General features: G+C 67.8%; 9 protein-coding genes. 6 read left to right on the top strand and 3 right to left on the bottom strand.

Going from position 1 to position 14,285, the window contains the following annotated elements:
* Nucleotides 1-6 precede the first annotated feature (6 nt).
* From V6V88_RS01340 to V6V88_RS01315, 6 genes are all read left to right on the top strand, one after another.
* Nucleotides 7-2,274 carry an FdhF/YdeP family oxidoreductase gene (locus tag V6V88_RS01340; RefSeq protein ID WP_338617367.1) on the top strand — a complete coding sequence of 756 codons (2,268 nt, stop codon included), beginning with the start codon at nucleotides 7-9 and terminating at the stop codon, nucleotides 2,272-2,274.
* Nucleotides 2,275-2,472: 198 nt separating this feature from the next.
* Entirely contained in the window at nucleotides 2,473-3,924 is a 1,452-nt protein-coding gene (locus V6V88_RS01335) for a peptidoglycan recognition family protein (protein ID WP_338617365.1), read from the top strand.
* A gap of 26 nt (nucleotides 3,925-3,950) precedes the next feature.
* Entirely contained in the window at nucleotides 3,951-5,975 is a 2,025-nt protein-coding gene (locus tag V6V88_RS01330) for a C1 family peptidase (protein WP_175156408.1), read from the top strand.
* Between the two features lie 22 nt (nucleotides 5,976-5,997).
* Complete coding sequence (locus tag V6V88_RS01325; protein WP_338617361.1) at nucleotides 5,998-8,832, top strand: PAS domain-containing protein; 2,835 nt, start codon at nucleotides 5,998-6,000, stop codon at nucleotides 8,830-8,832.
* 26 nt (nucleotides 8,833-8,858) lie between these two features.
* Complete coding sequence (locus V6V88_RS01320) at nucleotides 8,859-10,523, top strand: CHAT domain-containing protein (RefSeq protein ID WP_223573962.1); 1,665 nt, start codon at nucleotides 8,859-8,861, stop codon at nucleotides 10,521-10,523.
* 40 nt (nucleotides 10,524-10,563) lie between these two features.
* Nucleotides 10,564-11,895, top strand: a complete 1,332-nt coding sequence (locus V6V88_RS01315; RefSeq protein WP_338617358.1) for a hypothetical protein — start codon at nucleotides 10,564-10,566, stop codon at nucleotides 11,893-11,895.
* A gap of 12 nt (nucleotides 11,896-11,907) precedes the next feature.
* On the opposite strand, the gene V6V88_RS01310 is transcribed toward V6V88_RS01315, so the two are convergent.
* The 3 genes from V6V88_RS01310 to V6V88_RS01300 form a co-directional block, all read right to left on the bottom strand.
* A complete protein-coding gene (locus V6V88_RS01310; RefSeq protein ID WP_223573958.1) occupies nucleotides 11,908-12,684 on the bottom strand; it encodes a fused MFS/spermidine synthase in 777 nt (258 codons plus the stop codon).
* 79 nt (nucleotides 12,685-12,763) lie between these two features.
* Nucleotides 12,764-13,183, bottom strand: coding sequence for a universal stress protein (locus V6V88_RS01305; protein ID WP_152383182.1), 420 nt, complete (start codon nucleotides 13,181-13,183; stop codon nucleotides 12,764-12,766).
* Between the two features lie 14 nt (nucleotides 13,184-13,197).
* Complete coding sequence (locus V6V88_RS01300) at nucleotides 13,198-14,190, bottom strand: TerC family protein (protein ID WP_062840041.1); 993 nt, start codon at nucleotides 14,188-14,190, stop codon at nucleotides 13,198-13,200.
* Between the last annotated feature and the right edge of the window lie 95 nt (nucleotides 14,191-14,285).

The raw sequence follows: 14,285 nt of genomic DNA, 5'->3' as shown, positions 1-14,285 counted from the left end.
ATTCTCATGACCCAAGGCAAACCCGCTGGCATCCGCCCCTACGACGCTCCCGCAGGCGGTTGGGGCGCCCTGAAGGCGACCGCGCAGGCGGTAGCCAACCAGATGCGCATCGCCGAGGCGCCCGCGCTGCTGTTGCGCACCAACAAGCCGGACGGCTTCGATTGCCCCGGCTGCGCATGGCCCGACAAGGCGCATACGTCGACGTTCCAGTTCTGTGAAAACGGGGCGAAGGCCGTGACGTGGGAAGCCACCCGCAAGCGCGTGACGCCCGAGTTCTTTGCCGCGCATCCGGTGGCCGAACTGCTGACCTGGAGCGACCACGACCTGGAGAACGCAGGCCGCCTGACGCATCCGCTGGCCTACGATGCGGCCAGCGACACCTACCAGCCCATCGAATGGGACGACGCGTTCGCGCGCATCGGCCAGACGCTGGCCAGCCTGCCCGACCCGGACATGGCCGAGTTCTATACCTCGGGCCGCGCCTCCAACGAAGCGGCGTTCCTGTTCAGCCTGTACGCCCGCGAATTCGGCACCAACAATTTTCCCGACTGCTCCAACATGTGCCACGAGGCCACCAGCGTCGGGCTGCCCCAGGCCATCGGCATCGGCAAGGGCACGGTGTCGCTGGACGACTTCGATGTGTGCGACCTCATCATCTCGATGGGACACAACCCCGGCACGAACCATCCGCGCATGATGGGAACGCTGCATGAATGCGCGCGCCGCGGCGTGCCCATCATCGTATTCAACCCGCTGCGCGAACGCTCGCTGGAGCGCTTTGCCGATCCGCAGGATCCGATCGAAATGGGCACGCTGGGCTCCACGCCCATCGCGTCCACGTACTTTCAGGTCAAGGTCGGCGGCGACGCCGCCGCGCTCAAAGGCATCATGAAAGCGCTGATGAACGCGGACCGTGACGGGCGCAACACGCTGGACCACGAATTCATTTCCCGGCACACCAACGGCTACGAAGCCTTCGCCGAGGACCTGGACGCCACGAGCTGGGCCGACATCGAGCAGGCAAGCGGCCTGCGTCAGCGCGACCTGGAGCAGGTGGCCGACGCCTACGCGCGATCCAACGCCACCATCGTCACGTATGGCATGGGCATCACGCAGCACGAAACGGGCACGAGCAACGTGCAGCAGATTGCCGCGCTGCTCTTGATGCGCGGCAACTTCGGCAAGCCGGGCGCGGGCATCTGCCCCTTGCGCGGGCACTCGAACGTGCAGGGCAACCGCACGGTCGGCATCACCGAGAAAATCGACCACACCATGTTCGACCACGTCGAACAGACCTTTGGCTTCCGGCCGCCGGAGCGGCACGGCCACGATGCCGTGGAGGCCATGAAGGCCATGGCCGCGGGCCGCGCCAAGGCGCTGATCTGCCTGGGCGGCAATTTCGCGATCGCGCTGCCCGACACCGACGCCTGCGAGCGCGGCATGCGGCAGCTGGACCTGGCGGTGCATCTGAACACCAAGCTGAACCGCTCGCACCTGTTGATCGGCAAGCAGTCGATCATCCTGCCGGTGCTGGGCCGCACGGAAAGCGACGTGCAGGCGGGCGGCGCGCAATCGGTCACGGTCGAGGACTCGATGTCGATGGTGCATGCCTCGCGCGGCAAGCTGCTGCCGGCATCGACGCACCTGCGGTCGGAACCGGCCATCATTGCCGGCATGGCGCAGGCGACACTGCCGCGCAGCCGCGTCAACTGGGCGCATCTGATCGAGGACTACGACCGCATCCGCGACCTGATCGAAAAAATCTACCCGGACTTCCGCGATTACAACGCGCGCATCCGCATCCCCGGCGGCTTTCGCCTGCCGCTGCCCCCCACCGAGCGCATCTGGAAGACGGCCTCGGGCAAGGCCGAATTCATTCCGTTCGCCGGCCTGCGCGAAGATCCCGACATCGTGGAAGGCAACATCCTCAGGCTCACCACGCTACGCAGCCACGATCAATACAACACCACCATCTACGGCCTGGACGACCGCTATCGCGGCGTGTTTGGCCGGCGCGACGTGCTGTTCATGAACGCGGCCGATCTGGCGCGCCATGGCATCGCGCACGGCGACGAGGTTGAAATCGTCACCAGCCTGCCGGGGCAGACGCACCGTCGCCTGTGGCTGACAGCCATCAAGCACGACATTGCGGCCGGCTCGGTGGGCGCGTACTACCCGGAGGCGAACAACCTGTGCCCGCTGGATTACCAGGACACGGCGAGCGGCACGCCCAGCTACAAATCGATTCCGGTGCGCATCCGCAAGGCAGCGTGAACGCCGCGCCTCATCCGTCTGGACGAGCACAACCGGGGCCGGATGGTGCATAAGCACCATTCCAAATTCAAGGATTAATACTTTCGGCTACTAGCAAGGCGGATGAGGTCCGCATATATATCCCTGCAATGGGCGCCGCATCATCGTCGTCATGTCGTCTTGCCAAGAACACCCGCGCCCGTTCCGAGGAGACCATCGATGGCACGATGTCCATTCGCGACGTGGCGGCCCATATCGGGATCGTCCGGGCCTCACCTTGGCGGCCCTTTCAAGATCGTCCATCACACCACGGAAGGCAGCACCGCGCAGGGTGCGATGGACGCGTTCCGCCGCAACCGATCCGACCCCCACTTCACGGTCGACGCCACCACGATCTTCCAGCACGTCGACACCGCCGAAGGCGCGCGGGCGCTGCGCAACGATGCGGGCGGCGTCCAGACCAACCGCGATTCGGCCGTGCAGATCGAGCTGGTGGGCTTTGCGCATCTGCCCAAGGACAGCCGGGCGCTGACCAACCTGGCGCGGCTGTGCCGCTGGATCGAAGCGCAGCACGGCATCCCCCGCAAGTGGCCCTCGGGCCGCCCGTTGCCGGCCAAGAACGGCAAGGACCCCGGCGGCCATAACCGCGATGCCGCCGTCTGGGACGCGCAGAGCGGGCACTACGGCCATTGCCATGTCCCTGAAAACACGCATTGGGACCCGGCCTACTCCGCCGCGGAAGCCGACTTCATCCTGGCGGCCACGTTCTCCGAGGACGGCGCGCTGGTATCGCCGGCCCCGCCGCCGCGCCCCGCGGGCCGCGCATCCAAACGCGCCGCGCCTACTTCGACCATGCCGGACCACGGCGTCAACGCGGTTGGTATCCACGGCTATCTGAATGACCTGGCGGTGCAGACGCTGGAGCTGCCCGGCATGCCCGTCGCGCGGCGGCGCACGCCCGCCAAACGTTCGGGCGCCGTGCTGCGTGCCGGCGCCGCGGGCAAGACCGCGCGGCAGGCGCCGCAGGCCAGCATCAACGCCGGCAGCGTGCTGTCGTTTGCCGCGGGCCTGCAGGAACAGGAACGCGGCGACGTGCTGTATTCGCTGCAGCTCGCGCAACGCGCAGCCAGCGCCGCCCACGACCGATTCACCCAATCGCAGGCCTGGTATCAGACCTACGTGGAAGTGCTGGAGAACCTGGGGTGGACCAGCGGGCAAATGCACTTTACCCATCACGAGGAAGACGAGCGCGAGTTCCGCATGGACCAGGTGGCCGTCGACCTGCTGCTGGCCGTCGCGCGGCGCGATCAGCTGGCGGTGCTGGACCAGGCGGTGTCCGCGCTGGGCCAGCTGGCCGAAGACGACGACACCGTAAAGCTCTTCGACTTTCACGCGTCGTCGCAGTCGGGAGGCAACTTCCAGCTGGGCGCCGTGCAGCGCGATCGCGGCGGCGGGCTGTCGATGGCGCTGGGCGCCTACTACTTTCGCGCCGTGGACAGCCGCAAGCGTTTCCTGTTTGCGCAGTGGGGCGCGCGGCAGGTGAACTTTTGGGCCTGCGCGCAGCGCCTGACGCTGAACGCCGCCCTGTATGAACAGCTGCGCGACGACGTGCAGGCCAAGCTGGCCGCCGACGCGCCGCGCTACATCGCCAGCTTGAAGCTGGCGTCCTAGCCGGCGGCCGGCATTGGGAGAACGACATGGCGACCCGAAAGGCGGCAGCGCGCACGGCGGCCAAGCCCGCGGCCAAGAAGAAGGGCAAGCGCGTGGCGCAAGCGTCCGCCGCGGCGCCGGAAGATCCGGCCCCGAAGGCCCGCAAGCGCCGCAAGCAGGATGACGCCCCGGCCGCGCGGCGCTTCGAGCGGTCCGCCAAGCCCGATGCCTTCGACGCGCGCGACATCCTGTTCCGGCCCAACATTTCCGTCACGCCCAAGGCAGAGATGATCCCCGTAATGGGGCTGACCGTGAAGCACCAAGGCGAAACGTCGGCCTGCACGGGATTTGCGCTGTCCACGGTGGTCGAATACCTGCTGCGCAAATCCGAGCGCGACACGCGCCCCGCGATCTCGCCATTCATGCTGTATTCCATGGCTCGGCGCTATGACGAGTTTCCGGGATCGGTCGACGACAGCGGCTCCAGCCTGCGCGGCGCCTTGAAGGGCTGGTTCCGCCACGGCGCCTGCGCGCAGGCGTTATTTCCCACGCTCGACATGCCGCCGGCGGCCAAGCGCCCCGAAGACGACTGGTGGCTGGACGCGGTCAAGCGCCCGCTCGGGGCCTACTACCGCATCGACACGCGCAGCATCGTCGAGATGCACGCCGCGCTGAACGAGGTCGGCATCCTGTACGCCAGCGCGGGCTGCCACGACGGCTGGGACGACGGTCACGGCGTCACGCCGCATGACGATGAACCCACGCCCGTCACGCGGCCGTTCTGGGTGATTCCGGCCACCGGCCAGGAAACGGCGATGCAGGGCCACGCCTTCGTCATCGTGGGCTACACGCAGGACGGTTTCCTGATCCAGAACTCCTGGGGCGAGGAATGGGGCACGCACGGCATGGCCGTGCTGACCTACGACGATTGGCTGCGCAATGCGATGGACTGCTGGGTCGTGCAACTGGGCGTGGTCACGCACGAACACGAGCGGATCTCGAACAGCATCAGCCTGCGCACCGAAGGGCGGAAGGTGACGCTGGCCGCCGGCAAGGTGCTGCGCGACCGGGAACTCACGCCGTTCATCGTCAACGTGGGCAACAACGGCAAGCTCAGCAACAGCGGCGCGTTTCGCACCACGCCCGACGACCTGCGCGCCATCGTGGACGTGCACATGAGCGCCGCGCGCGAGCGCTGGAACCTGAAGGACAAGCCGATGGACGTGTGCGTGTACGCGCACGGCGGGCTGGTCGGCGAGAACGATGCGGCCGAAGCCGCCGCCGAATGGATCCCGCTGCTCTACGACAGCCAGATCTTTCCCGTCTTCCTGATGTGGGAAACGGATTTCATCACCACCGTCAGGAACATCATCCGGGACGCCGCGAGCGACGTGCCGCGCACCACCGGCGGCATCGGCGAGCGGCTGGAACGCTGGTGGAACCAGCGGCTTGAACGCTGGCTGGCGCGGCCCGGCACGGTGATCTGGGGCGAGATGAAGCAGAACGCCGAAGCCATGAGCGAACCGGTCCGCGACGGCGGCGAAGAGGCCGCGATGATCCTGCTGTACAAGCACTTCAAGGCGCACGTCGCGCGCGGCCGCGTGCGCCTGCACATCGTGGGGCATTCGGCCGGCGCGATCGTCGCCAGCCACTTCGTCAAGCGCCTGACCGCCGACGGCGGAGAGCTGGAGTCGCTGAGCCTGATGGCGCCCGCCGTCAGGCTGCAGACCTTCAAGGACCTGGTCGTGCCGCACCTGGGCAGCCGCGTGAAGCGCTACCAGCAGTTCCATCTGTCGGACCGCGCTGAAGAGGACGATCCCACCTGCGGCCCGTACCGGCGCTCGCTGCTGTATCTGGTCAGCGAATCCTTCGAGGGCGGCACGACGACACCGCTGCTGGGCATGGAGCGCTATTTCCGGGATGCCGGCATAGCCTGCGACGCGCTTCACGTATCGCCCGAGGGCAGCGCGCCGGCCAACGCCCGTGTCCTGCCCGTGGCGTCCAGCACGCACGGCGGATTCGACAACGACAAGGGCACGCAACAGCAGGTCATCGCGTTCATCAAGCGGTGACCGCGGGTGAAGAGGGCTTGTCATGACAGAGATGGAGCCGAAACCCTATCGCGACGCGCCGGCGCTTGTCCAGGGCGCGGCACTGCCCGAGTTCTCCCTTTTTGGCGAGCCCGCCGAGGTGGCGCGCGTGCTGTCCCAGGTCGGCGTGCCCTGCCTGGTGCTGGCCCGATCCGGCGAGATCGTCGCGGCCAGCGCCGTCCTGCCGCTGGCGCGCGAGTCGCTCGTTAACCGGCACGTGAGCCAGGTCTACGGGCTTGGAAAGCCGCTGCGCATGGGCGATGGCGCCGTCGACGTCGTGTACCGGAGCCCCGGCGGCGCCCGCGTGCCCGCGCAGCTCATCCCGCTGTGCACGCTGGACAGCGGCGAACTCATCGTGCTGGTCAACGACGGCGCGCCGTTTCGTGAGGCCGAATCGCATCGTTTCGAGCGCACTCCGTACGCCGTGTTCCGGCTGGACATGCAGGGCGTGATCCGCTTTGCCAACCCCGAGGCGGCGCGCACGCTGGGCCTGCCGCGCGAGGCCCTGTGCGGCACCCGGCTCGCGGCGCGCTTCCGGCCGTCCGACGGCGGCCCCGTGCAGCGCGCCATCCTGCGCTGCGTGCAAGACACGGAAGGCGATGCGATGGTCGCGGTGACTATCGCCATCCCGGTTCCCGACGACGCCGACCGGCAGTTCGAGCTGGTCATGACGCCCGATCCCGCCCCCAACGGCGAACTGCTGGGGGTCATTGCCGTCATCCAGTCGCGCACGCTGGAGTCCGCCCGCGATGAAATCCGGCGCATTGCCCTGGATCCCGCGATCGCCGGCTGGCGGCTGAAGCTGGACCGCATCCTGGAGCAGATACGGCGCCTCATTCCGTTCGAGCACGCGGTCTTCGGCATCTATGGCAACGACGTGTCGCTGTTTCGCGCGATTGCCGTGCGCCCGGAGGGCGTGGAGCTATGGCCTGCGCGCTGGATGGACCTGCCGCCCACGATCCGCGCGTTCCTGGATTCCGGCCGGACCTGGGTCGAAGAGATCGGCGCCTTCGTCCAGAAGAACATGCCGCAGCCCGGCAACGAGGTCGTGCGGTGCTATCAGGACCTGGGCATCGAGGCCTCCGTCACGCTACCCGTCACACGCCCGGACGGCTACAGCTCGGCGCTCAGCCTGTGCTCGCGCCAGCCGGGCGCTTACGGCGAGCGGCACCTGGAGATGCTGCGCGCCCTGGACCTGGAACCCGTGCTGATGCGCTTTGAAAAAGAGCGCGACGACGAGCGCGCCGAATTTGCCGATTCGCTGCGGCGCAAGGTGATGGCCGCCGCGTCGTTGCGCCAGGCCGCCGAAGAGATCATCGTCCAGCTTGCGCAGCATTTTTCGTGGGACCACGTGGCGCTGTATCGCGTCAACCGCCAGGACAAGCGCTTCGAGGTCGTCACCCAGCACAGCCTGGCGCCGGCCTACGCGCTGCCGCCCGCATACCAGCAGCCCACCTCGCAGGGCATGCTGGGCGCCACGCTGGCGCAGGGCTGCCTTCTGGCGGTGGACGACATCGGCAACCCGGCCTACGCGCAACACGGCTACGGCGGACCGAAGCGGCCGCTTCGCTCGGCCATGACCGTGCCCATTCACCTGAACGGCCGGATACGGTGGCTGCTTGACGTGGAATCGTCGGTCTCGCACGCCTTCAAGGGGCCGGACATCGACGACCTGCTGCAGATCATCGCGTCGCTGGAAGAAGGCCTGGCGCAGCATCTGCTCAACCAGACCAAGCAAAGCCTGATGGCGGAAACCGAACAGGCGGTGGTGTTCGTGGGCCGCGAGGGCGCCGTCATCGAGATGAACCGCGTGGCAACCGACATGCTGGGCGCCGAACCCCGGCGCGGGCGCAGCCTGGACGAGGCCCCGGCGATCACGGACTATGCAATTGCGGGCGACGACGCGACGCTGGGCATCCTGACCGCTCCCTTTACCGTCAAGCGCGAACGCATCGAACTGCTGGACGGCACCGGCCAGCCCCGCTCCGTCCTGGCCACGCGCACCGACCTGGATCCCAGCCTGGACATGTCGATCTGGTTCTTCACCGACATCGCGGACCTGGGGTGGGCGCGCGACCTGCGTTACCTGCGCGAGACCGTGGCCGAGGTGGCGCGGCAGACGCGCACCTCGTTGTCGCTGGCGTGCAGCCTCACATCGCAGACCGTGCTGCTGCACGAGGACGCCCGCCAGGGCATGCCCGCCGAGGAGGTCGCGGCGCAGGCGCAGGACCTGAGCCAGCGCATCGTGGCCGAGATCGGCAAGGCCGACATCACCTTCGAGCGCCTGGCAGGCGCCAGCGAATCGCGGCGGCGCGCCCGCGCCATGCACAGCGATGTCGAACTGGGCGCGCGCCTGCAGGACGTGGTGGCCGCCCTGCCCGCGCGCGACCAGCGCCGGATTGCGCTGACGAATCGCACGGCCTCGCGGGACGGCCCGACCGTGTCCGGCGATGCGCAGGCGCTCTCGGCGGCGTTCCGGTCGATGACCGACTACCTCCTGCGCTGCCGCAATGCGGACGACGCCCGCGTGACGATCGACCTGGATGCCGGCCCGGACGGCTGCACGATCCGCTTTGGCCTGAGCAAGGAGCAACTGTGGGAGGTTGATCCACCCGCCCACGCCGTGCCCGACGACGCCTTACTCAGCGCCGAACGCGCCGCGCACGACGGCGCCAGCATCGCCATCACCCAGATACAGGAAACCGTGATCGACCACGGCGGCGCGCTGGTCACCGACCCGCCGCTGTCAGCTGCGCCGCTGCACCCGGACAAAGCCTACGCGACGGTCACGCCGCCGTGGCGCGCGTTCACGCTGATCCTGCCGCTGCGGGCGGGCTAGGGCATCGGGAACCTGGGACAGCCATCATGGAACACGACCCCGCCGGACCCAACTTCATCCTGCTGGCCAGCATGAACGACGAGCACGAGGACGATTGGGCCAACAACCTCGCCCAGCTGCACCGCCACGTCCAGCAGTACCCGGCGATCGCGCCGTTCGTGGGCGCGGAACTGCGCCGGCGCACCTCGCTGGAAAGCGCCAAGACGCAGATCGAGTCGTGGGATCTGTCGACGCCCCGCATCGAACCGCGGCTCGTCATCATCGACGCCCGGCTGGGCTCCACCGCCAGCAAGCGGGGCAAGCCCGGCGCGGCGGCGGTGGAACTGCTGGAGTGGATTGCCCGGCGGTCTTCGGTGCCCCTGCTTGTCCTGGCGGTGGACCCGCCCGAGCTCGTGCAGCGCTACGTGCTGGAGCGCCCGGAAGTCTTCATGTGGACCAACGACGCGAAGACCGCCGTCAACAGCGGCGCCGAGGTCGCCACCGTGCTCACGTGCCTGACGCCGCTGGCGCCCAAGCGCCGGCGGCGGCTCATCATCCGCGTGGGCGAGCATTCGATCACCTACCGCATCCAGATGGGGCGCCACGAATATTCCTCGCAAGACATGCCCTACAAGGAGCGCGACCGGATCTCCGCGCTGGTGGGCCGCATCGAGACCTTCAGCCCGTATCTGGGCGAGACCAAGGCGCCGCAATGGCTCAAGGACCTGAGCGGGGTGGGCGAAGACGTCTTCAGCGCCATGGTCACGCACAGCCTGGGCGCGCCCGTCGCCAAGCTGATCCAGCGGGCGCGCGACGAGGAAGTATCGCCAGGCGCCGGCGCCTTCGCGGGGCTGGACCTGCGCTTTGAATTCAACCTGGCCAGCCAGGAGGTCTCGCGCCTGTTCAACCTGCCCTTCGAGATGGGACGCGAGTTCGGCGCCGACAGCGGCCGCTACCTGTGCCTGGAGCTGCCGATGGCGCGGCGCCTGCATCTGGAAGGCACGGCGCCCGCGCCGCGCTGGGAGCCGGACGCCCGCGCGCCCGGCCAGCCGGTGCGGATGCTGTTCATGGACGCCAGTTCGGTATTCGGCACCGTCACCTTCCGGCGCGAGGACGGCGGCCCGCCGCTGCCCGCCATGGAGTTCGGACCGCTGCAGTCCGTCGCGAAGGAACGCGAGCACCTGGCCGAGCTGGCGGCGCGCGCACCCGGTCACCTCATCATCGATCACGTTCGCGCCGCCGACGAAACCGGCCTGGTGGGCGCGGACCTGCAACGCCGCATCGAGGAACGGCTGCGCACGGGCAACTACGACATCTTCCATTTCGCCGGCCATTCGGTGTCCGAGGGCGAAAGCACGATGCTGGTGCTGCCCGGCGAAGACGGCGAAGCGTGGCAGTTGTCGATCCGGCTGATCGGCCAGTGGATGGAAGCGGGCAAATGCAAGCTGCTGGTGCTGTCCTCGTGCAGCGGCGCGTCGGTGCGCACGGCGCTGGAAGTCATGCGCGCCGGCGCGGCCGGCGTGCTGGCTTTTCGCTGGCAGGTCGAAGAGGAATCCTGCGCGCGCTACATCCAGCGTTTCTACGACGTGTACCTGGACGCGGCGCAGCCCAAGGACCTGGCGGAAGCCTACCGCTACGCGTGCAAGGCCGCGCAGGGCGACGCGGGCGACCTGCCGACCTGGGCGTCGGCCGTGGCCATCGTGCGCGACTGAGCGCAAAGCCGCTGCGCGCGGCCCAGAACAAGGAGCTGACATGGATGGGTTATTCGGCATGCTGCGCGGCATCGGCGGCAAGGCGGCAGGCGGCGACGACGCGGGCGCCCTGCTGCCCACCGTCCCCGCGGGACGCAACTTCTATGCGCAGATCGAGCCGCCTGCCGGCAACCCCGCGCTGGCCGCGGGACTGGACGGCGCCACCTTCGTGCCCGGCCAGTGCTACTTCAGCGTCCGGCTGGTCGAAATGCGCCTGTGCGAGGCGAGCAATTACCTCAGCCAGTTCCTGCCGCTCTGCACGTTCTTCCTGCGATACGGCGCGGACGGCGTCCGGCGCGAGATTCCGTACATCGTCGGCTACGACCTCATCCAGCAGGCGCTGGGCGCGGCCGCGCCGGACGCGGGAGCCCGCCGCGTGGCGTTTCGCGACGTCTATGTGGCGCGCAACGTTCCTTACGCCAGCGACGGGCTGGAGATGTATGCGGCGCTGTGCCGTTTCGCCGACAGCAGCCTTTCCCGCGGCATCCTGGATTTCGTCTCCACGGCGGTTACGATGCTGGGCGGCCCGGTGGGCGGCGCCATCGTCAAGACGGGCGAAAGCCTGCTCACCCCGCTTGCCAAGCTGTTCGGCACCGATGGCGTCAGCGTGCGCTTTGGCGTCTACGATGGCGATGCGCTGCGGCGCAGCGGCTATCGCGTCCTGGCGGGCGCGGACTCGCAGGACAAGCTGGCGGGCTTGCAACTGGTGGACGGCGTGCTGCACCGCCAGCAAGGCGCAGGCAAGCCTGAGCCCGTGAACGACGTCGACTATCTGGTCCTGGCCTTCGAGCAGCGCGCGACGCTGGGCACGGACATGTTCGCCGCGGCCACCACGCTGCCGTTCCATCATCTGTGGAAAGACGTCTCCAAGGCCCTGATCGGCAACGACGCCACGGCCGCAAGCGCCGCCTACCAGTCCCTGCTGATCGCGGTGGCCGAATCGCCGCTACTCATCGACGCGGACCGCTTCGCGCTGCTTACCGCCTACGCCGCACAGCGCGGCGCCTGGGAGGCCGCCAGCGAGCGATCCGGCCTGCGGACCCGTAGCGGCGGCAAGAGCCTGGCCACCGCCATGACCGACCGCGTCAACGCGCGCGGCAAGACCGATCCGGTGGCGGACCTGCTCAAGGCAGCCAGAAAACACATCACGCCGCCGCCCGTGCCGGCCGCGGACGCCGGCCCTGCGCCCACGATGCTGGACGACGACGCCGTCGCGCAGACTGTGTCCAGGCTGACGACAACGCTGGGAGAAAAGGGCGAGGCACCGGCGCCCCGCGACCTGTCGCGCGCGACCCGCGAACTGCTGTCGATCATGCTGAGCGATCCGGCGTAACAGCCGCCCCGCCTAGCGCAATTCCAGCGTCGCGCCGATCACGCGCATCGTCGGCATGAGCTGGCGCCACGCGTCCTTGGGCATCGATGCCGGGCGTTTCACCTGCGCCGCGGCGGGGTCGTTCAGCAGGTCGCCCTTGCAGGCGAACACGATGCTGTTGGTCATATCGTCGTCCACCACCTCGAACATCGACGAGCCAAACGACGCGCGCACGCGGTCCAGGTACTCGTGGTGCATCGGGTGGTTGACGTGGAAATTGATCACCAGGATGCCGTCGTCGCGCAGGGCGCGGTGGCAGTCGGCGTAGAAGCCGGCGCTGCACAGCGGGTCGGGGATGCCCCCGGCCACGAATCCATCCAGGAAGATCACATCGGCCTGTTCGGTCAGACCCGCGAGGTGCCGGGCCGCGTCGGCCTCGATCACCTGAAAGCGCTCGCCGTCCGGCGGCACCATGAACGCGTCGCGCAGCGCGATGACGGCCGGATCGATCTCCACCACCGTGATGCGCGCCCCCGTCAGATAGCGATGGCAGAACTTGGGCAGCGATCCGCCCCCCAAGCCCACCATCAGGATGTCCGCCGGCTCCGGATTGAACAGCACGAAGCCCATCATCATCCGCGTGTACTCGATCTCCAGCGCGTCCGGGTTGAGCAGGGACATGCTGCTCTGGATCTCCTGCTGCGTGAAATGCAGCGTGCGCCGGGTGCCGGCATTCTGGATGAAAGGCCGGTGCGGCGCCGCCGGCGCGTCGGTAACGGGCGAATCGGCGGGAGCGGGAACGTCTGACATGGGCGCGGGTTGGGGACGAAAGATCCGCAGAAGATACCACTGCCCGCGCCCACGCGGCCCGAACGGCGCCGCCGCCGCGTCAGACGAGCATCACCGGACAGGGCGCATGCGCCAGAATCCGCCCGCACACCGAGCCGCGAATGGCGTTGAGCAGCGGGCTGTGATGGTGCGAGCCCAGCACGATGGCCGCCGCGTCGACCTGCTTCGCATACTCGACGATCTTCTCCGGAGTGAACCCCACCAGCTCGTGGCATTCGTGGCTGACATTGGCGGCGGTCAGAATGCCGACCACCGATTGCATCGCCTTGCCGCTTTCCTCGTGGTGCCAGGCTTCGATGTCCGCCTTGCCGATGAAGGACTTCACGTCCCCGCCCACGTCGGGTTCGCAGTGCACCACATGCACGACGAAATCCCGGTTCAGCAAGGGACTATCCACCAGAAATCGGGCCGCCGCGTCGCTGTGCAGCGACCCATCGGTAGCAAGAATGATCGTGTTCATGGCAGACCTCCGGATCATGACTTCCTGGTTTCGGAGCGCGCGGGCTTTTGCGCGTCCCTTCGCGGCATCACCCAGCTTGCGCCCACCGACGCCAGCAGGATCACGCCAACCACCCCAAGCGACCAGTGCACCGGCACGTGGACCCATTGTTCGGCAAGCATCTTGCCGCCGATGATGACCAGCACCGTTGCCAGGCCATACTTGAGATAGTGAAACCGCGCCACCATGTCCGCCAGCAGGAAGTACAGCGCCCGCAGCCCCATGATGGCGAAAATGTTGGACGTGAAGACGATGAACGGATCGGTCGTCACGGCAAAGATGGCGGGGATGCTATCCACGGCAAACACGACGTCGGTCGCCTCGATCATCACCAGCACCACGAACATCGGCGTCGCGTAGCGCAACCCGTCGATGCGCACAAAGAATGACTGCCCGTGATAGTCCTTGGTGATCCGCATCGCCGACCGCAGGAAGCGCACCAGCGGATTGCGCGAGATGTCCGGCTGGCGGCCAGCGGTGAACAGCATCTTGAGCCCCGTGAAGACCAGGAACGCGCCCAGCACGTAAAACAGCCACGTAAATTGCGACAGCAGCCACACGCCGGCCAGGATCATGCTGACCCGCATGACGATGGCGCCCAGCACCCCGTACAGCAGCACGCGCCGCTGCAGCTCCAGCGGCACCGCGAAGTACGTGAAAATCAGCGAGAAGACGAACATGTTGTCCACGGACAGGGACAGTTCAATGAGGTAGCCGGTAAAGAACTCCAGCGTCTTCTGATGTGCCACCGCCCGCCCCAGCGCGGCGTCCAGATACCACCACATCAGGCCGCCGAACAGCGTGGCAAGCGTCATCCACGCCAGCACCCAGCACAGCGCTTCGCGCGAGGACACGCGGTGCGCGCGGCGCCCGCCGAACGCATACAGGTCCAGCGCCAGCACGAGCAGCACAAAACCCACGAATCCCGCCCACATCGGCAGCGTCGCAAAGGTTTCGACCCGGTTCATGAAAGGCGCCTCCTTCCCTCGCGCCACGCGAGCCGCGCAAGGGGCGCACAGGGACTGCATTCGCACGAGGCCAGTCTAGTGCGGCGCGATTGCTC

Source organism: Achromobacter sp. E1, assembly GCF_037039475.1.
Lineage (GTDB): Bacteria > Pseudomonadota > Gammaproteobacteria > Burkholderiales > Burkholderiaceae_B > Achromobacter > Achromobacter mucicolens.
Note: the sequence above shows the minus strand (reverse complement) of the source record. Positions and strands in the feature narration are given on the sequence as shown.

Excerpts from the sequence above, each read along its gene's own strand:
- V6V88_RS01340 (WP_338617367.1), top strand. The coding sequence starts at position 7 with ATGACCCAAGGCAAACCCGCTGGCATCCGCCCCTACGACGCTCCCGCA.
- V6V88_RS01335 (WP_338617365.1), top strand. The coding sequence starts at position 2,473 with ATGGCACGATGTCCATTCGCGACGTGGCGGCCCATATCGGGATCGTCC.
- V6V88_RS01330 (WP_175156408.1), top strand. The coding sequence starts at position 3,951 with ATGGCGACCCGAAAGGCGGCAGCGCGCACGGCGGCCAAGCCCGCGGCC.
- V6V88_RS01325 (WP_338617361.1), top strand. The coding sequence starts at position 5,998 with ATGACAGAGATGGAGCCGAAACCCTATCGCGACGCGCCGGCGCTTGTC.
- V6V88_RS01320 (WP_223573962.1), top strand. The coding sequence starts at position 8,859 with ATGGAACACGACCCCGCCGGACCCAACTTCATCCTGCTGGCCAGCATG.
- V6V88_RS01315 (WP_338617358.1), top strand. The coding sequence starts at position 10,564 with ATGGATGGGTTATTCGGCATGCTGCGCGGCATCGGCGGCAAGGCGGCA.
- V6V88_RS01310 (WP_223573958.1), bottom strand. The coding sequence starts at position 12,684 with ATGTCAGACGTTCCCGCTCCCGCCGATTCGCCCGTTACCGACGCGCCG.
- V6V88_RS01305 (WP_152383182.1), bottom strand. The coding sequence starts at position 13,183 with ATGAACACGATCATTCTTGCTACCGATGGGTCGCTGCACAGCGACGCG.
- V6V88_RS01300 (WP_062840041.1), bottom strand. The coding sequence starts at position 14,190 with ATGAACCGGGTCGAAACCTTTGCGACGCTGCCGATGTGGGCGGGATTC.